A 22,082-nucleotide genomic window follows, 5' to 3' on the forward strand; every position below is an offset into this window, starting at 1 on the left:
GGCCGTCTCGGATGTCATGAAAGGGTCGTTCAGGACATTTTGTGTCCTGAACGACCCTTTCATGACACTTGGAACGGGGGTCAGAGGGGCGTGAGGGGCAACCGCAACGCCGCCGGGGCCTCCGGCGGGACGACGGGCTTCAGCGGGGCGACGGGGGACAGGCGCCGGTAGGCGGAGCCGAGCGGCGGCCGTGGATCCTCCTCGCCCTTGTTGGGCCACAACGACATCGCGCGTTCCGCCTGCGCGGTGATGGTCAGCGACGGGTTCACGCCGAGGTTCGCCGAGATCGCCGAGCCGTCGGCGATGTGCAGCCCCGGATACCCGTGCACCCGCTGGTACGGGTCGACGACGCCGGTCTCGGCGCTGTCACCGATCGCACAGCCGCCGATGAAATGCCCGGTGATCGGGATGTTCGCCAGATCCGTCCACGCGCCCTGCGCCAGTCCGCCGATCTTGTCCGCCACCCGCCGCGTGACCTCGTGCCCGGCCGGGATCCATTCGGGGTTCGGCTCGCCGATGCCCTGTTTCGTGGTCATCCGGCGGCCGAAGAGCCCGCGTTTGGTGTACGTGGTCACGGAATTGTTCAGCGTCTGCATCACCAGCAGCCCGACCATCCGCTCCGACCACCGTCGCGGGTTGTGCAGCCGCGCCAGCCGCCGCCGGTTCCGCCACAGTTCGCGCGCGCCCAGCACCCATCGGCGTTTGCCCGGCTCGGCGTCGACGAGCACCGTCGTCAGCAGGCCCATGAAGTTGCTGCCCTTGCCGTAGCGCACCGGCTCGACATGCGTCACGGCGTCGGGATGGATCGACGACGTGATCGCGACGCCGCGGGTGAAGTCCGTGTCCTTCCGCAGCGAGCGCGCCGCGAGCACGGCCTCGGAGTTCGTCCTGGCGAGCAGGCCCAGCCGCGGCGACAGCTCGGGCAGGGTGCCCGAATCCTTGAGCGAGTGCAGAAGCCGTTGCGTGCCGAGGGAAGCGGCGGCGAACACGACCTGTTCGGCGGTGAAGGTCCGCTTGCCCTTGCGGGCCCACCGTCCTGTTCGGACGGTGTCCACCGCGTAGCCGCCGTCGACCGGCCGGACCGACACCGCGGTGGTCAGCGGATGGACCTCCGCGCCCGCCTTCTCCGCCAGGTACAGGTAGTTCTTGACGGTCGTGTTCTTCGCGCCGACCCGGCAGCCGGTCATGCACTCGCCGCAGTGCGTGCAGGGCTTCCGCAGCGGGCCTTCGCCGCCGAAGAACGGGTCGACGTCGCGCTCGCCGAAGTGGACGCCGACCGGGGTCGGCCGGTAGGTGTCCGCGATGCCCATGTCCTCGGCGACCTCGCGCAGCACCCGGTCGGCCGGGGTGACCAGCGGGTTCTCCACCACGCCCAGCATCCGTTTCGCCTGGTCGTAATGCGGGGCGAGTTCGGCCTTCCAGTCGGTGATGTGCGCCCACTGCGGATCCCGGTAGAAGGTGTCCGGGGGTTCGTAGAGCGTGTTGGCGTAGACGAGCGAGCCGCCGCCGACACCCGCGCCGCTCAGCACGAAGGTGTTCTTCAGCAGGGTGAGCCGCTGGATTCCGTAGCAGCCCAGTTTCGGGGCCCACAGGTATTTCCGCAGCCGCCAGGACGTCTTCGCGAACTCGTCGTCGGCGAACCGGCGGCCGGTCTCCAGCACGCCGACGCGATAGCCCTTCTCGGTGAGCCGCAACGCGGTCACGCTGCCGCCGAAACCGGAGCCGATCACCAGCACGTCGTAGTTCATCGCGGTCCCACCGTCCGGTAGTCGCCGAGGTCGAGGGTCTTCGTCCGGCGGTCGTATTCGGTGACCAGACCGGGCCAGTTCGTGCTCACGCGGCCGTTCTCCTGGCGGTACCAACTGGCGCAGGTCGTCCACACACTGCGGCCGAGCCGTCGCTGGATCTCTTCGTCGTAGCGCTGCTCGACCTCCGGGACGACGTCCATATAGGACACTCCCGGTTTGGTGAGGTGTTCGACGGCCTGGCGGATGTAGCGGGCCTGCCGTTCGATCATGTAGATGATGGAGCCCGCGCCGAGGTTCGTGTTGGGGCCGTAGACGCAGAACAGGTTCGGGAAGCCCGGCACGGTCATGCCGAGGTACGCCCGCGCACCGCCCTTCCACGCGTCCGACAGCGCTTTTCCGCCGAGGCCTTCCACCTTCAGCTCACCGAGGAAGTCGGTCGCCGCGAAGCCGGTCCCGTAGACGATGGCGTCGGCCTCGTGCTCGACACCGTCCTCGGTGCGCACGCCGGACGGGGTGATCGCGCTGATCCGCCGCGTCTCCACGGCGACGTTGTGCTGCGCCAGCGCGGGCAGGTACTCGTTGGTGAACAGGATCCGTTTGCAGCCCAGCGGGTAGTCCGGGGTGAGCTTCTCGCGCAGCGCCGGGTCCTTGATGTGACGGCGGCGCAGCTGGGCCGTCCGCAGCTCGAAGACCTTGGCCAGCAACGGATGCTTCGTCATCGCGTACGTCGCGTACTCGGCGAGCAGGAAAATCCGGAGCCTGCCGAGCAGCTGCGTCGCCGGCAGGTGCCGGAACAGCCGCTGCTGCCAGCGCCGGTAGCTGGTGTCCCGTTTCGCCATGATGTAGGGCGCGGTGCGCTGGAACACCGTCAGTTCGCCGGCCTGGCGCTGGAGTTCGGGCACGAACTGGATCGCGCTCGCGCCGGTGCCGATCACCGCGACCTTCTTGCCGCGCAGGTCGGCGTCGTGATCCCAGTGCGCGGAGTGGAAACTGATGCCCTCGAAGGTCTCCTGGCCGGGGATGTCCGGCTGGACGGGCCGCGAAAGCTGGCCGACGGCGGGCACGAAGACGTTCGCCTCGAACGTCTCGCCGCCCGCGGTCTCCACCCGCCACAGCCCGCGCTCCTCGTCGAAGGCCGCGGAGGTGACGCGGACGCCGAACCGGATGTGCGGTTCGAGCCCGTAGCGGCGCACCACGCGTTTGAGGTACTCGTGGATGTCCGGCTGCAGCGAGAACCGCTTCGGCCAGTCGGGGTTGGGCTCGTAGGAGAACGAGTACAGCGGCGACGGGATGTCGCAGCCCGCGCCGGGGTAGGTGTTCTCCCGCCAGACGCCGCCGGGTTCGCCGGCGCTCTCCAGGATGGTGAAGTTCTCGAACCCGGCGCGTTTGAGCTCGATCGCCGTCCCGACCCCGCCGAAGCCCGTCCCTACGATCAGCACGCTCGTATCGCCCATGCCGATCGAAGTTACCCAGCGGTCATCCCTGGTGGAAGTACACGACCGGCCACTCAATCGAGATTTTCGGCCACGACCTCCACCGAGTGGGTCTCGGCCTTCGGGTGCGCCCAGGCCAGGAGGCGGTGCGCCGAGCTCTCAAGGGCTTCCAGATCCCGCTTCGGGACGCGCTCGAACGGCGTGATCACCACCGAAGCCGTCTTCTTCACCGCCTTGATCTCCCAGAAGCCCTTCACCATCCCGCCGACCAGGATCGTGCCCTTGACCAGGCCGTTCTGGGTGATGACGACCTTGCGGTGCTCGTCGCTGATCACCCGCGTGCGGTCGGCGTAGGACAGGACGGTCTGATCGAACGGCCCCAGCAGTCGCGCGGGCGCGGGCGTGTCCGGATCCGGACGGGAGGCTTCGGGCAGGTCGAAGAGCTCGCGGCCGTTCTCGTCACGGAACGTCCGCAGCTCCGGGCGCAGCCGCTCGGCGACGTCGCCGAGTTTCGTGATCCCGGCCCAGGCCTGCGCGTCCTGCACGCTGGCCGGTCCGAACGCGGCCAGGTAGCGCCGGAACATCGCTTCCGGCGACGGCGCGGAGTCCGGCTCGGCGCCCAGCCAGTCCCCGGTGGTCTGGTACGTCGGCTGCCCGGACTTGCCCCAGACGCCGCGCGGCGGGATCTGCACCAGCGGCAGCAACGCCCGCGCGACGTGCACCAGCGACGACGGCGCGACGCCCTCCCACCGCTTCGCCAGTTCCGCGCCGAGTTCCGCCGACGACAGCGGCCGCTCGCCGAGCAGTTTGCGGGCGGTGCGGGCGATCTCCTGCTGGTCGAGGCCCTTGATGTCCGGGCCGAACTGGGTGTTGCCGAGCACCGAGCGGTCGTAGAGCGGTTGCACGATGGGGCGCCACGCGAGCGCGTCCGACGGCGTGACCAGGTGCACCGTGCCGCGCATGAGCGCGATCCGCACGACGCTCTTGTCCAGCAGGAGACTCGCCAGGTCTTCCTGGCGGAAGCCGTGCAGCCGGGTCCACAGCGCGAAGTACGGCGGGTTCGGCGCCTGCGCCTGCAACCCGGCCAGATGCTCGACCGCTTCGAGCGCGGTCATCTTCGAACGCCGGAGCAGCAACTGCCGGTCCAGCATGGCGCGGTTCAGCGCGCGCCTGCTCAACGTGTCGGACATACCGCTCACCCTAAAGGGGATCAAGGACAGTTACGGTCCTCAATGGGCCGATCGTCGTCCGGGGATCCATAATCCCGGCCATGGAACTACCGCCGCCGGTGATCCGGGACTGGGACTACCCGCGCGGCACGGCGAGCATCGTGCTCATGGCCCGCTTCGCCGCCGAGAACGGCGTCGAGGGCCTGGAGTCCTACGAGTACGCCCCCGTGGACGGCCAGGTCGACGCGCGTCAGGAACTCGCGGTGGTACGGGCCCTGGTCCGCGGGCTCGGCGGGGAGGACGCGGTCGCGCTCCGGCTGAGCAGGCGATACCGGGTCAGCGCGTTCGGCATCTTCGGCTTCGCGTGCATCAGCAGCCCGACGCTGGGGGACGCGATGCGCTTCGCCCTGCGCTACCTGGACCTGAGCTTCACCTTCTGCATCCCGCACGTGACCGTCGAGGCGGGACGGCTCGCGCTCGCCATGGACGACAGCCGCGTGCCCGGCGACGTCGCCCGCTTCCTGCTGCTGCGCGACCTCGGCGCCATCCACACCGTCATGCGCGACATCCTGCCGGACATCTCCTTGCGTTCCCTGGCCTTCCGGCACGACAAACCCTCCACTGTGGACGAATACGTGCGGACCTTCGGGCTGGCGCCGTCGTTCTCGGCGCCGTCGCACGTCGCCACCCTGGACCCGCTCCTCCTCGACAAACCGCTGCCGCAGGCGAACGACCAGACCGTCGCGGTGTGCGCCGCGCAATGCGACCTGCTGGTGTCGCGGAAACGGGAGCGGTCCGGGATCGCCCAGCAGGTGCGGGAAAGACTGGTGCGGCTCGGCGGGGTCGACGCGGGTATGGAGGAAGTCGCGCGGCAGCTCGCGGTGAGTCCGCGCACGCTGCGGCGACGGCTGTTCGAGGCCGGGACCGGCTACCGGGCCCTGCTCGACGAGGTCCGCCAGGCACTGGCGGAGGAGATGCTCGACACCGGCGCGCTCACCGTGGAGGACGTCGCGCTGCGGCTGGGCTACGCGGAGGCGTCGAGCTTCATCTACGCCTTCAAACGCTGGAAGGGGATGACGCCGGCGGCCTACGCCCGGCGGAACGCGTTGCGAGCACGGCCGGGTAGGTGACCCGCAGCAGATGCAGGATCGACTCGGTGAGGAACACCCGCAGCTCCTCGCGGCCGAGCGTGCCGCGGATCAGCCATTCGCGTGACGCCGCCCGCAGCATCCCGCCGTACGACCGGATCATCGCGCGGAGTTCTTCGCGCCCCTCGGTGACGTCGCTCATCAACGCGGCGGCGAGCACGCGATCGGCGGCGATCTCGTCGCCCTCCAGCATGATCCGCTCGATCTCCGGGTCGCGGCCCACCGCCTCCGGCCCGATCGCCGTCAGCCAGGCCTGCTCGTTGCGCTCGACGACCTCGATCCAGTGCCGGACGCTGATCGCGAGCCGCTCTTCGGCGGTCGTCTCCGGCAGGTTCTCGATCACCGGCGCCGGGACGATCATCATCTGCCGGACGACTTCCAGGTACAGCTCGCGTTTGCCGCCGAAGTAGTGGTTGATCAGCGGCCGGGCCACCCCGGCGGCTTTCGCGATGTCCGAGGTCGAGACCGAGGCGTACGTGCCCTCGCCGAACAGCCGCCGGGCCGCGGTGAGGATCTCGGCGCGCCGGGCGGCCGGTTCGAGGCGGCGCCGCCTGGCCTCCGGATCGGTGCTCATGGGCCGAGCGTAACCGTTTCACGTGACCGCCTGCCGTTACTCATTCGGAACAACCCGCTGGTAACCCCTGGGGCCCGCACGGCGACGTTCGGGGCGGGGGGACCGGGTGTCATGGGTAGGGACGAATGACCAGTGCTGAACGCGATCCGGTTCGCCGCGCCGGGCGGTGGGTCAGTGTGCGGCTGCAGCATCGTGACGTCCGCATCGAAGGTGACACCGGGGAGGAAAGCGTCTCCTACGCGGGGATCGTGATCACGAGTTTCGAGAACGGCGCCGAGGTCTGCGAGCGCTGGATCCCGCTCGGCGTGGACCCGTCTGAGGCCGACGACGAACAGCTCATCCAGCAGCTGCGCGACGCGCTGGTCTGGCAGGCGCGGCCGCCGAAAAGCTGAACTCGCGTGATTGGAGACGTAACTCGCGTGATTGAAGGCGGAACGGCCCCAATCACGCGAGTTACGGCCCCAATCACGCGTGATCCGGCTATTGGGTCCGCAGGCCGTCGAAGGCGATCTTGCACACCGCGTCCGCCAGCTCGGTCCCGGCGGAGCCCCGACGCGGCCGGTACCACTCGATCAGCGAGTTCACCATGCCGTACAGCAGGCGCGCGGTGACGGCGGGATCGATGTCCGGCCGCACGTCGCCCTCGGTTTCGGCCTGTTTCACCAGTTCCGTGACGAGCCGGTCGAATTCGCGCCGCCGCGCGAGCGCCGCCCGTTCGATTTTGGTGTTGCCGCGCACCCGCAGCAGCAGGGTCACGAACGGCAGCTGGTCGACCAGCACCAGGACACTGCCCCGCACCAGATGCTCCAGCTTTTCGATCGCCTTGCCCTCGAAGGATTCGGTCTCGGCGGCGACGGCGAACAGGCCGTTCAGCGCGCGGTCGACGGCGAGCCGCAGCAGCTCCTCCTTGCTCGGCACGTGGTGGTAGATCGCGGATTTCGTGATGCCGAGCTTGCGGGAGAGATCCTCCATGCTGGTGCCGTCGTAGCCGCGCTCGTTGAACAGCTTCACCGCGACCAGCAGCAGCGACTCGAGGTCGTAACCGGGGCGCCCCCGGCGGGCGGGGGTGCTCAACCGCGGTCCCGTTCGTCGACGACGCGGCGCATCTTGCCCAGCGAGCGTTCCAGCGTGTCCGGATCGACGACCTCGACGCCGACGCTCACGCCGACCCCGTCCTTCACGCCGGCGATCAGCCGGGCGGCGGCCTCGGCGCGCTGCTCGGTGGTCGCGTCCGGACGCGCTTCGACGCGGACGGTCAGGTGGTCCATCCGGCCCTTCGTCGACCGGATCAGCTGGAAATGCGGCGCGAGCGCGGGGGTCACCAGTACGACTTCCTCGATCTGCGTGGGGAAGACGTTGACGCCACGCAGGATGATCATGTCATCGCTACGCCCGGTCACCTTCTCCATCCGCCGGTACGCCGGCCGCGCGGTGCCCGGCAGCAGCCGGGTCAGGTCGCGTGTGCGGTACCGGATGATCGGCAGCGCCTGCTTGGTGAGCGAGGTGAACAGCAGCTCACCCTCGGCGTCGGTCGGTTTTTCGGTGAACGGGTCGATCACCTCGGGGAAGAAGTGGTCCTCCCAGATGTGCAGCCCGTCCTTCGTCTCGACGCATTCCTGCGCGACACCGGGGCCCATCACCTCGGACAGGCCGTAGATGTCGACCGCGTCGATGCCGACGCGTTCCTCGATCTCCGTGCGCATCTGCTCGGTCCACGGCTCCGCGCCGAAGATGCCTACTTTGAGCGAGCTGGCCTGCGGGTCGATGCCCTGCCGCTCGAACTCGTCGAGCAGCGTCAGCATGTACGACGGGGTGACCATGATGATCTCGGGCTTGAAATCGGTGATGATCTGCACCTGCCGCGCGGTCATGCCGCCGGACGCCGGGATCACCGTGCAGCCGAGCTTTTCGGCGCCGTAGTGCGCGCCGAGCCCGCCGGTGAACAGGCCGTAGCCGTAGGCCACGTGGACCTTGTCGCCCGGCCGCCCGCCCGCGGCGCGGATCGAGCGCGCCATCACCGTCGCCCAGGTGTCGATGTCTTCGGACGTGTAGCCGACGACGGTCGGTTTCCCGGTGGTGCCGCTGGACGCGTGGATGCGGCTGACCTGCGACTCCGGCACGGCGAACATGCCGAACGGGTAGTTGTCGCGCAGATCCTGTTTGGTGGTGAAGGGGAACTTCGCCAGATCTTCCAGCGCCTTGCAGTCGTCCGGGTGAACGCCCGCTTCGTCGAACTTCCGCGTGTAGAAGGGCACGTTGTCGTACGCGTGCCGCAGCGTCCACTGGAGGCGTTTCAGTTGCAGCGCCTGGAGTTCGTCGATGGTGAGGTTCTCGGCTTCGTCGCTGAAAGTCATCGTCACGCCTTCTGGATGGTGCGGCTGCGGCCGCGGAATTCGGCGACGACCTCCGGCCCGTCGGGGGTCTCCCGGTGCACGGTGACGTCGTAGATGCCGTTGCGGCCGTAGCGGGTCCGCTCGGTGGCGGTGGCGATGAGGTGGTCGCCGAGTTTGCCGGCGGCGACGAAGGAGATCTCCGCGCCGGACGCGACGGTCACCGGGCCGTGGCTGTTGCAGGCGCAGGCGAAGGTCGTGTCGGCCAGCAGGAAGACGTAGCCGCCGTGGGCGATGTCGTGGCCGTTGACCATCGTCTCGGTGATCCGCATGGTGGCGACGGCGTGGCCCTCGGCGGCCTCGATCAGCTCGATGCCCAGCGCCTTCGACGCCTGGTCGTCGGCGAACATCGTGTGCGCGGCGTTGCTAGTCAAGCCTGACCACCTAGTTACTGACCGAATGGACGGTTGGTGAAGGGTGCCGCAAGTAAAGGCGCGCTTTCGGGCAGATGTCAAGGGTCCACCGCCGTCGGGGGGTTTGCAAGACCCCGGTCAGGAGCTACAGTGAATTACTGAACGGACGGTCTGTAAATCCCACCATCGAAGGGTCGCCCCATGGCTTTGCTGCGCAGCTACGTCTCCGGCGGATGGCACACGGCGGACAACGACGGCGTACCGCTGCACGACGCCTCCACCGGCGAAGAGGTCGCCCGGGTCTCGTCCGACGGCATCGACTTCGCCGCCGCGCTGGAGTACGGCCGCCGTGTCGGCGGCCCCGCGCTGCGCGAGCTGACCTTCCACCAGCGTGCCGCGCTGCTGAAGGCACTGGCCTCCCACCTGCGCGAACACCGCGAGGAGCTGTACGCGCTTTCGGCGCGGACGGGTGCGACCAAGGGCGACTCGATGGTCGACATCGACGGCGGCATCGGCGTGCTGTTCGCCTACTCCAGCAAGGGCAAGCGCGAACTGCCGAACGACACCGTCTACGTCGACGGCAACGTCGAGCCGCTCAGCAAGGGCGGCACCTTCGTCGCCCAGCACATCGCCGTCCCGCTGCGCGGCGTCGCCGTGCAGATCAACGCGTTCAACTTCCCCGTCTGGGGTCCGCTGGAGAAGTTCGCGCCCGCGTTCCTCGCCGGGGTGCCGAGCCTGATCAAGCCGGCCAGCCAGACCGCGTACCTCACCGCGCGGCTCGTCGAGATCATCATCGAATCCGGCATCCTGCCCGAGGGCACCCTGCAGTTCGTCGCGGGCAGCGTCGGCGACCTGCTCGACCACGTCACCGCGCAGGACCTCGTCTCGTTCACCGGCTCCGCGTCGACCGCGCAGAAGCTGCGCGCGCACCCCGCGATCGTGCGCAACTCCGTCCGGTTCAACGCCGAGGCCGACTCGCTGAACCTGTCGATCCTCGGCCCGGACGCCAAACCCGGCACCACCGAGTTCGACCTCTACGTCAAGCAGCTGACCACCGAGATGACGGTCAAGGCGGGGCAGAAGTGCACCGCCATCCGCCGCGCGTTCGTACCCGCCGACCTGCTGGACGACGTCGCCGAGGCCGCGAGCGCACGGCTGGCGAAGACCACCGTCGGAAACCCGGCCGCCGAGGGCGTCCGGATGGGTGCCCTCGCCAGCCTGGAGCAGCGCGAGGAGGTCCGGCGGTCGCTCAAGGCGCTGCTGGACGTCGGCACGGTCGTCTTCGGCGACCCGGAACAGGTCGAGGTCGTCGGCGCGGACGCCGAACGCGGCGCGTTCATCTCGCCGGTGCTGCTGAAGGCCGACCCGGAGCGCTCCGAGCCGCACGAGGTCGAGGCGTTCGGCCCGGTGTCGACGCTGCTGCCCTACACCTCCACCGAACAGGTCATCGAGCTCGCCGCCCGCGGCGGCGGCAGCCTCGTCGGTTCCGTCGTTTCCGCCGACAAGGAGTTCGTGCGCGAGGTCGTCCTCGGCGTCGCGCCGTACCACGGCCGCCTGCTGGTGCTGGACGCCGAAGACGCCAAGGAGTCCACCGGTCACGGTTCCCCGATGCCGCAGCTGGTGCACGGTGGTCCCGGCCGTGCCGGTGGCGGCGAGGAGATGGGCGGCGTCCGCGGCGTGCTGCACCACATGCAGCGCACGGCGGTCCAGGGTTCGCCCGCCGCCCTGAGCACGGTCACCGGCCGCTGGGTCGCGGGTGCGCCGCGCACCGAAGGCGACGTCCACCCGTTCCGGAAGTCCTTGGCGGAGCTCAAGATCGGCGACTCCGTGGTCGCCGGCCCGCGCACCGTCACCCAGGAGGACGTCGACCATTTCGCCGAGTTCACCGGCGACACCTTCTACGCCCACACCGACCCCGAGGCCGCGGCGGCGAACCCGCTGTTCGGCGGGATCGTGGCGCACGGGTACCTCGTCGTCTCGTTCGCCGCCGGCCTGTTCGTTTCGCCCGAACCCGGCCCGGTGCTGGCGAACTACGGCCTGGAGAACCTGCGCTTCCTCACCCCGGTCAAGGTCGGCGACTCGCTGACCGTGACCTTGACCGCCAAGCAGATCACCCCGCGGATCGACCAGGAGTACGGCGAGGTCCGCTGGGACGCCGACGTCACCAACGCCGACGGCGACTCGGTCGCCAAGTACGACGTTCTGACCCTCGTCGCCAAGGAGCAGTCATGACAGCGACCCTCCCTGAGGAAGACCTCGAACGGCATTTCGAGGCGACCATCGAGCGCGACCAGCGCATCGAACCGCGTGACTGGGTGCCGGAGGGTTACCGCAAGACGATGATCCGGCAGATCGCGCAGCACGCGCATTCGGAGATCATCGGCATGCAGCCCGAGGGCAACTGGATCACCCGCGCGCCTTCCCTGCGGCGCAAGGCGATCCTGCTCGCCAAGGTGCAGGACGAGGCCGGGCACGGGCTGTACCTGTACTCCGCGGCCGCCACGCTCGGCGCCGACCGCGCGGATCTGACCGACAAGCTGATCAACGGCAAGCAGAAGTACTCGTCGATCTTCAACTATCCGACGCTGACCTTCGCCGACGTCGGCGTGATCGGCTGGCTGGTGGACGGCGCGGCGATCTGCAACCAGGTCCCGTTGTGCCGCAGCTCGTACGGGCCGTACGCGCGCGCCATGATCCGCATCTGCAAGGAGGAGTCCTTCCACCAGCGGCAGGGCTACGAACTGCTGATGACCATGATGCGCGGCACCGAGAAGCAGCGCGAGATGGTGCAGGAGGCGGTGAACCGCTGGTGGTGGCCGTCGCTGATGATGTTCGGCCCGCCGGACGCGGATTCGCCGAACACCGCGCAGTCGATGGCGTGGAAGGTCAAGCGGCACACCAACGACGAGCTGCGCCAGCGCTTTGTCGACATGTCCATTCCGCAGGCCGAGGCGCTGGGCGTCACCTTCCCGGACCCGGACCTGAAGTGGAACGCCGAACGCGGGCACTACGACTTCGGCGCCGTCGACTGGGACGAGTTCAAGAACGTGCTGAAGGGCAACGGCCCCTGCAACGCCCAGCGCATCGCGCACCGGCGGCGGGCCCAGGAAGACGGCGCGTGGGTGCGGGAAGCCGCCTCGGCGCACGCAGCGAAGAAGGGTTCGCGATGAAACACGACTGGCCGTTGTACGAGGTGTTCGTCCGGGGCAAGCGCGGGCTGAACCACGTGCACGTGGGTTCGCTGCACGCGGCGGACGACGACATGGCGCTGCACCACGCGCGGGATCTGTACACCCGCCGCAACGAGGGCGTGTCGATCTGGGTCGTGCGCGCGAGCGCTATCACGGCGTCCTCGCCGGACGAGAAGGATCCGTTCTTCGCGCCCAGCGGCGACAAGGTGTACCGGCACCCGACGTTCTACGAAATCCCCGACAACGTTCCCCACATCTGACATGAGCTTCGACAACGCCTACGAGGCGATCACCGAGGAGAACGACTCCCGCTGGGCCTTCGGCACCGGGTTCGAGGATCCGCTGTCCGGTGTGGACACCACGGTTCCGTCCGGTGTGGACGGTGCGCGGCTGGCGGCCTACTGCCTGATGCTCGGCGACGACGCGCTGATCTTCTCGCACCGGCTGCAGGAGTGGTGCACGAACGCGCCCGAACTCGAGGACGAGGTCGCGATCGCGAACATCGCGCTCGACCTGCTCGGACAGGCCCGGCTGCTGCTGGCCCGTGCGGGCAAGGCCGACGGCAGCGAGCGTTCGGAGGATTCGTACGCCTTCTTCCGCAGTGAGCAGGAATACCGCAACGTCCGCCTGGCCGAACTCGAAGGCGGGCACTTCGGGCATCTGATCGCGCGGCTGCTGGTGTTCTCGATCTGGCGCCTCGCGCTGCTCCAGCGTTTGCAGTCCTCTGTGGACCCCGTGCTGGCGGCCATCGCGGACAAGGGTGTCAAGGAAGTCGCGTACCACCGCGACTACGCCGCCCAGTGGGCCGTGCGCCTCGGCGACGGTACCGAGCTGTCCCACGCGCGGATGCAGGAAGGTCTCGACGCGGTCTGGCCTTACGTGGACGAGCTTTTCGCGGCGCACGAGGTCGAGTTCGTCGAGTCGCCGTCGCTGCGGCCGGAGTTCGACGCGATCCTGGACCAGGTGCTGGCCGTCGCGACGCTGAAGCGGCCCGAAACCGGTGCCATCGCCGGGGTTTCGGGCCGGATGGGCCGCGACGGCGTGCACACCGAGCGGATGGGCTACCTGCTGGCGACGCTGCAGAGCGTCGCCAGGGAACATCCGGACGCGACATGGTGACCGCGTACGCCGTGGCGGCCACGGTCACCGACCCGGAACTGCCGATGCTCACCCTCGCCGACCTCGGCGTGCTGCGTGAAGTGTCCGAAGAGGACGGCCGGGTGGTCGTCGCGATCACCCCGACCTACACCGGCTGCCCGGCGATGGACACCATGCGCGACGACCTCGTGCACGCGCTCACCGGCGCGGGCTACGGCGAGGTCGAGGTCCGCACGGTGCTCCAGCCGGCGTGGTCCACCGACTGGATCACCGAGGACGGCAAACGGAAACTGGCCGAAGCCGGGATCGCGCCGCCGGGAGCCGCGCCGCGGCGGACCGGGCCGATCCCGCTCACGCTGAGCCCGCCGGTGTCGTCGGTCCGCTGCCCGAACTGTGGTTCCGCGGACACCGAGGAACAGTCCCGGTTCAGCGCGACCGCGTGCAAAGCCTTGCGCCGCTGCCGGTTCTGCCTCGAACCGTTCGAACACGTCAAGGAGATCTAGCGTGACCGCAACCCTGCGCCGCACGGGATTCCACGCCCTGAAGGTGGCGGACGTCCAGCGCCTGTGCGACGACGCCGTCGCGGTGACCTTCGACGTGCCCGAAGCCCTCGCGGACACCTTCCGCTTCAAGGCGGGGCAGTCGCTGACCCTGCGCCGGGAGATCGACGGCCGCGACGAACGCCGGTCGTACTCGATCTGCGCGCCCGCCGGCGCGGCGCCGCGGGTCGGCGTCCGCGAGGTGCCGGGCGGGCTGTTCTCGTCGTGGCTCGTGCGCGACGTGAAACCCGGCGACGAGATCGAGGTCGCGCCGCCGACCGGTAACTTCAGCCCCGATCTGGAAGCCGCAGGGCATCACGTGCTGATCGCGGCCGGATCCGGGATCACGCCGGTGTTGTCGATCGCGTCCTCGCTGCTCGGCGACTCCGACGCTACGGTGACCGTGCTCTACGGCAACCGCCGCACGGACACCGTCATGTTCGCCGACGACCTCGCGGATCTGAAGGACCGCTACCCCGCGCGGCTGGAACTCGTCCACGTCCTGTCGCGTGAGCCGCGCGAGGCCGAACTGTTCACCGGGCGGCTCGATGCGGAGAAGCTGCGGCGCCTGTGCAGCGTGCTGATCCCGGTCGAGGACGTCGCGCACTGGTGGCTGTGCGGGCCGTTCGAGATGGTGACCGGCGCGCAGGAACTCCTGCGCTCGCTGGACGTCCCCGACGAGCGGGTGCATCAGGAACTGTTCTATGTGGACACTCCGCCGGAGCCGGTGCACCACGTCGACCCGGCCGTCGTGGGTGCGTCCAGCGAGGTCACGCTGGTCCTCGACGGCCGGTCGACGACGATGACGCTGCCGCGCGGCACCTCGGTGCTCGACGGCGCGCAGAAGTTCCGCCCGGACCTGCCGTTCGCCTGCAAGGGCGGCGTGTGCGGCACCTGCCGGGCGAAGATCTGCGACGGCAAGGTGGACATGCGGCGCAACTTCGCGCTGGAGAAGGCCGAGGTCGACGCCGGTTTCGTGCTCACCTGCCAGTCGGTGCCCGTCTCCGACGCCGTCACCGTGGACTTCGACGCCTGACCGCCCGCGTTCAGAGGACTAATTGCCTTGTGATGCCGATGTCGTCGAGGAACGGCCGGTCGTGGCTCGCCACGATCAGCGTGCCCCGGTAGGCCAGCAGCGCCTCGGTGAGCCTCCGTACGCTCGCCAGGTCGAGGTTGTTCGTCGGCTCGTCGAGCAGCAGGAGCCGCGGCGTCGGTTCGGTCAGCAGCAACGTCGCCAGCGCGGCCCGGAACCGCTCCCCACCGGACAGCGACGCCACCTCGCGGTCGGCCGCCTTGCCTCGGAACAGGAATCGCGCGAGCCTGGCGCGGATCTCGTTGTCCGTGAGCGACGGCGCGACCAGCCGCACGTTGTCCACAATGGACAGTGTGTCGTCCAGCACGTCGATCCGCTGGGGGAGCAGCCTCGCGGGGACGAACAGCCCCACCTCGCCCGACTTCGGCGGCAGCTCGCCGGTGATCGTCCGCAGCAGGGTGGTCTTCCCCGAACCGTTCGGGCCGACGAGCGCGATCCGCTCTGGGCCCATGACGTGCAGGTCCATCGCCGGGCCGAATCGGGGCACGGCGTCGATGCGGAGCACGTCCGTGCCGCGGGCAACGGTCGTTTCCGGAAGTTCGACGCGGATCTCGGCGTCCTCCCGCACCAGCTCCTCGGCGGCCTTCAGCGCTTCGACGGCGCCTTCCAACCGGTCGGTGTGCAGGTTCCGGTACTTGCCCGCGGCGATCTGCGCGTCCTCCTGGCGTTTGCGCATCCGTACCTTGGGCTCGCGTTTCCGGTCCCACATCTGCTGGCCGTAGCGGGCGCGTCGGGCGAGTTTGATCCCGGCCTCGACCAGCTCCCGCTTCTGCCGTTTGACGTCCGACTCCGCCGCGCGCACGTGCCGCCGCGCGGCCTCCTGAGCGACCTCGACGGCGTGTTCGTAGGCCGCGAGGTTGCCGCCGTACAGGGTGACCTCGTGGTCGCGGACCTCGGCGATCCGGTCGACCAGCCGGAGCAGTTCGCGATCGTGCGAGACGACCACGAGGAGCCCTCCCCAGCCCGCGACCTCGCGGTGCACGAGTTCACGCGCCCGCAGGTCGAGGTTGTTCGTGGGCTCGTCGAGCAGCAACGCCGCGGGACGGCGCAGCAGCAGAGCGGCCAGCCCGAGCAGCGTGAGCTCGCCGCCGGACAGCTCTCCCGCCCGCCGGTCCAGGCGGACGGCACCCAGGCCGAGTCGGTCGAGGATCGCACGGATGCGTTCCTCGACGTCCCAGTTGTCGCCGATGGTGGCGAAGTGCTCTTCGGTGGCGGAGCCGTCCTCGACGGCCCTGATCGCCGCGCGGATCGCGGTGACGCCGAGGACGTCGTCGACGCGGCGTTCGGTGTCGAGGACGAGGTTCTGCGGCAGGTAGCCGAGTTCACCCGGTGTGGTGATGGAACCGGTGGTGGGCCGCAGCTCGCCGGCGAGCAGCCTGAGCAGCGTGGACTTGCCGGATCCGTTGGTGCCGACCAGGCCGGTGCGGCCGGTGCCGAGGGTGAGCGAAAGGCGCTCGAACGCCGGTGCGCCGTCGGGCCAGGTGTAGGTGACGTCGGAAAGCGTCAAGGAAGAAGACATGAGACTCCCTGCGAAGGAGGTGGATGGGGGCGCAGGTTCGTCTCAGAAGATCACCGTGGCAGGTTACCTCGTGGGTGGTCGTGTGGCGATCGATTTTTGCGGAGCTTGCGCGGGCGTCTGGTCTGCGGCGTTCGGCCGTCGGGAAGATGTTCCGAGGCGGCACCGTTGCCGTCCGCTGGAGGTTCTGGATCATGGACTGGTGCCATCGTCGGCGGGATTTCTTGGGGAGCTGCCTGGATTCAGGTGTGTTGTATTGCCGGATTATGGCGACGGCGCGGGTGCGTCGACGTCGGTGTCGTGACTTCGGGTCGAGTCGTGGGCCCTGCTGGTCGTCGCCGAATTCCGGCAACGGCGCTGGTGCGTCGATCCGACGTGACAACGGGCCGCTCCGTGGGTAGCTGTTGCCGAATTCCGGCGACGGTGCGGGCCTCGGTCGCGGGACGGTCCGCGGCTCCCGCAGCCAGCCGTCGCCGAAACCCGGCAACCGCTGCGGGCGACCCCGACGCAACATCGGGCCAGCCCAGCCGTCGCCGATTCCCGGCAACAACCGACCGGCCACACGCCCACCCCCAAGACACGGTCCGTCACCTCGACGGCCAGCGAGGGGCATACTGGCGATCGTGATCCAACGCCCTCATGTCCTGCTCTCCGCCGCGGTCTCCCTCGACGGCTACCTCGATGACGCGAGCGACACCCGGCTGGTGCTGTCCAACGAGGAGGACTGGGCCAGGGTGGACGGGCTGCGTGCCGCGTCGGACGCGATCCTGGTCGGCGCGAACACGATACGCGCGGACAACCCGCGGTTGCTGGTCCGCTCGCCGGAGCTCGTCGCGAAAAGGGTCGCGGAAGGAAGCCCGGAGCAACCGGTCAAGGTCACCCTTACTCGGAGCGGGTCACTCGATCCGGCGGCGCAGTTCTTCACCGTCGGTGACGCCGAGAAGCTGGTCTACGCCCCGCCCGGCGTCGTCACGGGAGTGAAGGCGACCGTCGTCGAACTGTCCGGCCTGAGGGAAGTGCTGGCCGATCTCCACGCGCGCGGCGTCCGGCGGTTGATGGTCGAAGGCGGCGGCGCGGTCCACACCCAGTTCCTCACCGAAGGCCTGGTCGACGAACTGCATCTGGCCGTCGCGCCGTTCTTCGTCGGCGACCCAAACGCGCCGCGATTCGTCGGGCCGGGGGCCTTCCCGCGCGGGCTGACCTTGGTCGAAAGCACAAGGCTGGGTGACATCGCCGTCCTGGAGTACCACGCGACGCCGGAACCGTCCGATGTGGACATTCGACACCTGCGCGAGGCCATCGCGCTGGCCGAGAACTGTCCGCCGCGTACGTTCCGTGTCGGGGCGGTGATCACCGCCGCCGACGGCGAAGTGATCACCACCGGTTTCTCGGGCGACGGCGATCCCGCCAACCATGCCGAAGAAGCCGCGCTCGCCAAACTCGAACCGGGTGATCCGAGGCTGGCGGAGGCGACGATGTACACGTCACTGGAGCCGTGCAGCTCGCGGACGTCACATCCGCGAAGCTGCACTCAGCTCATCCTCGACGCCGGCATCCCGCGCGTCGTCTTCGCCTGGCGCGAGCCGTCGGTGTTCGTCGACTGCGTCGGCGCCGAGACACTGGAGGCGGCCGGACGCCGGGTGATCGAGGTACCCGCCCTCGCCGCCGACGTCCGCCGCGCGAACACCCATATCCCGGGTGTCCACCTCTGAGTTCCTACTTGCAGGCGTCGCAGCAGCCGCAGCCCAGACCGGTGCACGCCGAGCAGCAACCGTGGCGAAGCACGACCTTCAACAGACGCTTGATCATCGCTGTCCTCCCGATCATTGACGTCCCACCGCCCTTGTCACGCTAAGTTCTGCGCATACGACAGTGGTACCGCCGGGAGTGCCACGGCGCTGCTCCAGCGGGTGACAGCAATGTCTCTGGTGAACCCGCGACCGCGATCGACGTCGGCAGGACGCGGCCTAGCCTTCCCTGTCACGGATGCGGATAGGGCGCCCTGCCACCGCGATAGCGGGGCCTTCGGCCGTGGCGGGTTCACGCGTATGGTCACCTTTCGCGGCCACTGCTCAGCTCCGCCAACAGGCAAGTCAGGACTCGAGATCCCCCTCCAGCGATAGGTAGACCTCGCGCAGCTGAGCCAAAAGATCGGCGTCCGGCTCCGCCCACAGCCCTCGATCGGCCGCCTCGTTCAGCCGCTCGATGATGCCGCGCAGCGCCCACGGGTTGGCCTGCCGCAGGAACTCCTGGTTGACCTCGTCGAGCACGTAGGACTCGGTGAGCTTCTCGTACATCCAGTCGCCGACCACCCCGGCGGTGGCGTCGAAACCGAACAGGTAGTCGACGGTCGCCGCCAGCTCGAAAGCGCCCTTGTAGCCGTGCTTGCGCATGGCCGCCAGCCAGCGCGGGTTGACCACGCGGGCCCGGAAGACCCGGGCGGTCTCCTCGCCGAGCGTGCGGGTGCGGACGGCGTCCGGGGTGGTGCTGTCGCCGACGTAGGACGCGGGCGCGGTCCCGGTCAGCGCGCGGACCGTCGCGATCATCCCGCCGTGGTACTGGAAGTAGTCGTCGGAGTCGGCGATGTCGTGCTCACGGGTGTCGGTGTTCTTCGCCGCGACCACGATCCGCTTGTACGAGTTCTCCATGTCCTCGCGCGCCGGCCTGCCGTCGAGGTCGCGGCCGTAGGCGAACCCGCCCCAGACCGCGTAGACCTCGGCGAGATCCTTGTCGTCGCGCCAGTTCCCGGAATCCATCAGCGGCAGCAGGCCCGCGCCGTACGCGCCCGGCTTGGAACCGAAGATCCTCGTGGTGGCCCGGCGTTCGTCGCCGTGCGCGGCCAGATCCGCGCGGGTGTGGGCCCGCACGAAGTTCTGCTCGTCCGGCTCGTCGAGGTTCGCCACGAGGCGCACGGCGTCGTCCAGCAGGGTGATCACATGCGGGAAGGCGTCGCGGAAGAACCCGCTGATCCGCACGGTGACGTCGATCCGCGGACGGCCGAGTTCGGCGAGCGGGATGGCCTCGATGCCGGTGACGCGTCGCGAAGCCTCGTCCCAGATCGGCTGGACACCCAGCAGGGCAAGGACTTCCGCCGCGTCGTCGCCCGACGTGCGCATCGCCGACGTGCCCCACACCGAGAGACCGACCGAACGCGGCCAGTCGCCGGTGTCCTCCTTGTAGCGGCGGAGAAGCGAGTCCGCGAGCGCCTGTCCGGTTTCCCACGCGAGGCGGCTCGGGATGGCCTTCGGGTCGACGGTGTAGAAGTTGCGGCCGGTCGGCAGCACGTTGATCAGGCCGCGCAGGGGAGAACCGCTGGGGCCCGCCGGGATGTAACCACCGTCGAGCGCGTGGAGCACGGCGTCGATCTCGGCGCCGGTGCCCGCCAGCCGCGGCACGATCTCGGTGGCGGCGAAGGTCAGCACGCGGGCGACCTCCTGATGTTCCGGCACTTCGGCGACGACCTCGGCAACGGCGGCGGGGGACCAATCCCTGGCTTCCATCGCCTCGACGAGCGAGCGCGCCGTCTGCTCGATCGCGTCCACTTCGGACAGTGGCGCGTCGCTGTTCTCCTTGAGTCCCAACGCGGACCGCAGGCCTGGGACGGCGCCCCGTTTGCCGCCCCACATCTGCTGGGCGCGCAGCATGGCGAGCACGAGGTTGATCCGCGCCTCGCCCACCGGCGCGGCACCGAGGATGTGCAGGCCGTCGCGGATCTGGGCGTCCTTGACCTCGCACAGCCAGCCGTCGATGTGCAGCAGGAAGTCGTCGAACTCCGCGTCGTGCGGGCGTTCCTCGACGCCGAGGTCGTGGTCCAGTTTCGCGGCCTGGATCAGCGTCCAGATCTGCGCGCGGACCGCGGGCAGCTTCGCCGGGTCCATCGCGGCGATATTGGCGTGCTCGTCGAGGAGCTGTTCCAGGCGGGCCATGTCGCCGTAGCTCTCGGCGCGGGCCATCGGCGGGATCAGGTGGTCGACGATCGTGGCGTGCGCGCGCCGTTTCGCTTGCGCGCCCTCGCCGGGGTCGTTGATCAGGAACGGGTAGATCAGCGGCAGATTGCCGAGGACGGCGTCCGGCGCGCACGAGTCCGAGAGACCCGCGGTCTTGCCGGGAAGCCATTCCAGCGAACCGTGTTTGCCGAGGTGGACGACGGCGTGCGCGCCGAACTCCTCCTCCAGCCAGCGATAAGCGGCCAGGTAGTGGTGGCTCGGCGGGAGGTCCGGGTTGTGGTAGATCGCCACCGGGTTCTCGCCGAAGCCGCGTGGCGGCTGGATCATCAGGATGACGTTGCCGGACTGCAGCGACGCCAGGACGATGTCGCCGTTGTCCACATAGAGCTCACCGGGAGCGGGGCCCCAGTGCTCCTCCATGCCCTCGCGCAGTTCCGCGGGCAGCTCGGCGAACCAAGCGCGGTACTTGTCGGCGGGCACGCGGATCGGGTTGCCGGACAGCTGTTCCTCGGTGAGCCACTCCGGATCCTGGCCGCCCGCGGCGATGAGCGCGTGGATCAGCGCGTCGCCGTCGGGCTGGTCGGTGCCGGTGGGCTCGACGCCGGGGAACGGGTCCTCGCCGAGGTCGTAACCCTGGTCGCGCATGCGGCGCAGCAGTTCGATCGCGGACGCGGGCGTGTCGAGGCCGACGGCGTTGCCGACGCGGGAGTGCTTCGTCGGATACGCGGACAGCATCAGCGCGATCCGGCGCTCCGGCGGGGGAGTGTGGCGCAGCCGGGCGTGCGCGAGCGCGATCTTCGCGACCCGTGAAGCGCGCTCGGCGTCCGGCACGTACTTGGGGAGGCCGTCGTCGTCGATCTCCTTGAACGAGAACGGGACGGTGATGAGGCGGCCGTCGAACTCGGGGACGGCCATCTGGTTGCCCGCGTCGAGCGGGGAGAGGCCGTCGTCGTTCGCGGACCAGGTCTCGCGGTCGCTGGTGAGGCACAGCGCCTGCAGGATCGGGATGTCGAGCGCGGCCATCTCGGCGACGTCCCACGCCTCGTCGTCCCCGCCCGCGCCGACCTCCGACGGTCGGGTGCCGCCGGCCGCCAGCACGGTGACCAGGAGCGCGTCGGCCTTGGCCAGTTCGGCCATCATCTCCGGCTCGCGGGTGCGCAGGGAGGCGCAATGGATCGGGAGCGCGCGGCCCCCGGCGTCTTCGACGGCGTCGGAGAGGGCGTGGACGAACTCGGTGTTCCCGGACAGGTGATGCGCCCGGTAGTAGAGGATCGCGACGACCGGGCCCTCGGTGCTCTTCGGCTCGCGCTCCAGGACACCCCAGAGCGGCTGCACGGCGGGCGGCTCGAAGCCGTCACCCGTGAGCAGGAGGGTGTCGCTCAGGAACCGGTGCAGCTGGGTGAGGTTGGCCGGGCCGCCCTGCGCGAGATACGCGTGCGCCTCCGCCGCGGTGCCCGCCGGGACGGTGGACAGCTTCATGAGCTGCGCGTCCGGCGTCTGCTCGCCGCCGAGGACCACCACGTGCGCGCCGCTCGCGCGAACCGTGTCGAGGCCCTCCTGCCAGGAGCGCTCGGAGCCGAGGATCCGGACGACGACGATCTTGGCGCCGTCGAGCAGGGCGGGCAGCTCGGCGAGGTCGAGGCGGGCCGGGTTGGCCAGCCGGTACTCGGCCTCGCTGGAGCGGGCGCTGAGCAGGTCGGTGTCCGAAGTGGACAGAAGCAGGATCACGGCAGTCCTCACTCGGGGTGTCCGCGCCCCGGGTCGTGTGGTCGCGACGGCCGGAGTTCCTGGCTCCCCTCCCTGGCAAGGAGGGTGACAGTGGCGGGACCGCCCCGGACTCTCACCGGGTTCCTCCCTCTGCCGTCGCATGGGTCTCCGGTTCA

General features: G+C 69.4%; 18 protein-coding genes and 1 riboswitch. Of the genes, 9 read left to right on the forward strand and 9 right to left on the reverse strand.

Features of this window, described 5'->3' with window-relative positions; genetic code table 11:
• Window positions 1-80: 80 nt before the first annotated feature.
• Genes AORI_RS49195 through AORI_RS49205 form a run of 3 tightly spaced genes read right to left on the reverse strand, consistent with a single transcriptional unit; the run spans window position 81 to window position 4,371 of the window.
• Complete coding sequence (locus AORI_RS49195) at window positions 81-1,748, reverse strand: GMC oxidoreductase (RefSeq protein ID WP_016332031.1); 1,668 nt, start codon at window positions 1,746-1,748, stop codon at window positions 81-83.
• A complete protein-coding gene (locus tag AORI_RS49200) occupies window positions 1,745-3,202 on the reverse strand; it encodes a flavin-containing monooxygenase (RefSeq protein WP_016332032.1) in 1,458 nt (485 codons plus the stop codon). The genes AORI_RS49195 and AORI_RS49200 overlap by 4 nt, the downstream gene beginning before the upstream one ends.
• 53 nt (window positions 3,203-3,255) lie before the next feature.
• Complete coding sequence (locus AORI_RS49205; RefSeq protein ID WP_016332033.1) at window positions 3,256-4,371, reverse strand: winged helix DNA-binding domain-containing protein; 1,116 nt, start codon at window positions 4,369-4,371, stop codon at window positions 3,256-3,258.
• Between the two features lie 80 nt (window positions 4,372-4,451).
• Here AORI_RS49205 and AORI_RS49210 point away from each other — a divergent pair, with 80 nt between their 5' ends.
• Complete coding sequence (locus tag AORI_RS49210) at window positions 4,452-5,480, forward strand: AraC family transcriptional regulator (RefSeq protein ID WP_016332034.1); 1,029 nt, start codon at window positions 4,452-4,454, stop codon at window positions 5,478-5,480.
• Here AORI_RS49210 and AORI_RS49215 read toward each other — a convergent pair.
• Entirely contained in the window at window positions 5,407-6,072 is a 666-nt protein-coding gene (locus AORI_RS49215) for a TetR/AcrR family transcriptional regulator (protein ID WP_038517900.1), read from the reverse strand. The genes AORI_RS49210 and AORI_RS49215 overlap by 74 nt on opposite strands.
• Window positions 6,073-6,197: 125 nt before the next feature.
• Here AORI_RS49215 and AORI_RS49220 point away from each other — a divergent pair, with 125 nt between their 5' ends.
• Window positions 6,198-6,464 carry a hypothetical protein gene (locus AORI_RS49220; RefSeq protein ID WP_016332036.1) on the forward strand — a complete coding sequence of 89 codons (267 nt, stop codon included), beginning with the start codon at window positions 6,198-6,200 and terminating at the stop codon, window positions 6,462-6,464.
• A gap of 88 nt (window positions 6,465-6,552) precedes the next feature.
• On the opposite strand, the gene AORI_RS49225 is transcribed toward AORI_RS49220, so the two are convergent.
• Genes AORI_RS49225 through paaI form a run of 3 tightly spaced genes read right to left on the reverse strand, consistent with a single transcriptional unit; the run spans window position 6,553 to window position 8,812 of the window.
• A complete protein-coding gene (locus AORI_RS49225; protein ID WP_016332037.1) occupies window positions 6,553-7,146 on the reverse strand; it encodes a TetR/AcrR family transcriptional regulator in 594 nt (197 codons plus the stop codon).
• On the reverse strand, window positions 7,143-8,426 hold the full coding sequence (gene paaK, locus AORI_RS49230) for a phenylacetate--CoA ligase PaaK (RefSeq protein ID WP_016332038.1): 1,284 nt from the start codon (window positions 8,424-8,426) through the stop codon (window positions 7,143-7,145). The genes AORI_RS49225 and paaK overlap by 4 nt, the downstream gene beginning before the upstream one ends.
• 2 nt (window positions 8,427-8,428) lie before the next feature.
• The gene (gene paaI / locus AORI_RS49235; RefSeq protein ID WP_016332039.1) at window positions 8,429-8,812 is read right to left on the reverse strand and encodes a hydroxyphenylacetyl-CoA thioesterase PaaI; all 384 of its coding nucleotides are present in this window, start codon (window positions 8,810-8,812) and stop codon (window positions 8,429-8,431) included.
• Between the two features lie 204 nt (window positions 8,813-9,016).
• Between paaI and paaZ the strand changes: the two genes are divergently transcribed.
• The 6 genes from paaZ to paaE are packed head-to-tail and all read left to right on the forward strand — an operon-like array spanning window position 9,017 to window position 14,679.
• Window positions 9,017-11,047, forward strand: a complete 2,031-nt coding sequence (paaZ, locus tag AORI_RS49240) for a phenylacetic acid degradation bifunctional protein PaaZ (RefSeq protein WP_016332040.1) — start codon at window positions 9,017-9,019, stop codon at window positions 11,045-11,047.
• Window positions 11,044-11,985 (forward strand): 1,2-phenylacetyl-CoA epoxidase subunit PaaA, encoded by a 942-nt coding sequence (gene paaA, locus AORI_RS49245; RefSeq protein WP_016332041.1) that lies wholly within the window; start codon window positions 11,044-11,046, stop codon window positions 11,983-11,985. The genes paaZ and paaA overlap by 4 nt, the downstream gene beginning before the upstream one ends.
• Window positions 11,982-12,266, forward strand: a complete 285-nt coding sequence (gene paaB, locus AORI_RS49250) for a 1,2-phenylacetyl-CoA epoxidase subunit PaaB (RefSeq protein WP_016332042.1) — start codon at window positions 11,982-11,984, stop codon at window positions 12,264-12,266. The genes paaA and paaB overlap by 4 nt, the downstream gene beginning before the upstream one ends.
• Window position 12,267: 1 nt before the next feature.
• Window positions 12,268-13,125 (forward strand): 1,2-phenylacetyl-CoA epoxidase subunit PaaC, encoded by an 858-nt coding sequence (paaC, locus tag AORI_RS49255; protein ID WP_016332043.1) that lies wholly within the window; start codon window positions 12,268-12,270, stop codon window positions 13,123-13,125.
• Window positions 13,119-13,607 carry a 1,2-phenylacetyl-CoA epoxidase subunit PaaD gene (paaD, locus tag AORI_RS49260; RefSeq protein ID WP_016332044.1) on the forward strand — a complete coding sequence of 163 codons (489 nt, stop codon included), beginning with the start codon at window positions 13,119-13,121 and terminating at the stop codon, window positions 13,605-13,607. The genes paaC and paaD overlap by 7 nt, the downstream gene beginning before the upstream one ends.
• A gap of 1 nt (window position 13,608) precedes the next feature.
• On the forward strand, window positions 13,609-14,679 hold the full coding sequence (gene paaE / locus AORI_RS49265) for a 1,2-phenylacetyl-CoA epoxidase subunit PaaE (protein ID WP_016332045.1): 1,071 nt from the start codon (window positions 13,609-13,611) through the stop codon (window positions 14,677-14,679).
• A 10-nt stretch (window positions 14,680-14,689) separates the two neighbouring features.
• On the opposite strand, the gene AORI_RS49270 is transcribed toward paaE, so the two are convergent.
• Window positions 14,690-16,255, reverse strand: a complete 1,566-nt coding sequence (locus tag AORI_RS49270) for an ABC-F family ATP-binding cassette domain-containing protein (protein ID WP_016332046.1) — start codon at window positions 16,253-16,255, stop codon at window positions 14,690-14,692.
• A gap of 620 nt (window positions 16,256-16,875) precedes the next feature.
• Here AORI_RS49270 and AORI_RS49275 point away from each other — a divergent pair.
• Window positions 16,876-17,964: a dihydrofolate reductase family protein gene (locus tag AORI_RS49275; RefSeq protein ID WP_016332048.1), complete on the forward strand. Its 1,089-nt coding sequence runs from the start codon at window positions 16,876-16,878 to the stop codon at window positions 17,962-17,964.
• Window positions 17,965-18,345: 381 nt separating this feature from the next.
• On the opposite strand, the gene cobN is transcribed toward AORI_RS49275, so the two are convergent.
• Window positions 18,346-21,927: a cobaltochelatase subunit CobN gene (gene cobN / locus AORI_RS49280; RefSeq protein WP_016332049.1), complete on the reverse strand. Its 3,582-nt coding sequence runs from the start codon at window positions 21,925-21,927 to the stop codon at window positions 18,346-18,348.
• 53 nt (window positions 21,928-21,980) lie between these two features.
• Window positions 21,981-22,053: riboswitch (cobalamin riboswitch) on the reverse strand.
• Window positions 22,054-22,082 lie beyond the last annotated feature (29 nt).

Origin of the sequence: Amycolatopsis keratiniphila, assembly GCF_000400635.2 — a bacterium.
Classification (GTDB): Bacteria; Actinomycetota; Actinomycetes; order Mycobacteriales; family Pseudonocardiaceae; genus Amycolatopsis; species Amycolatopsis keratiniphila.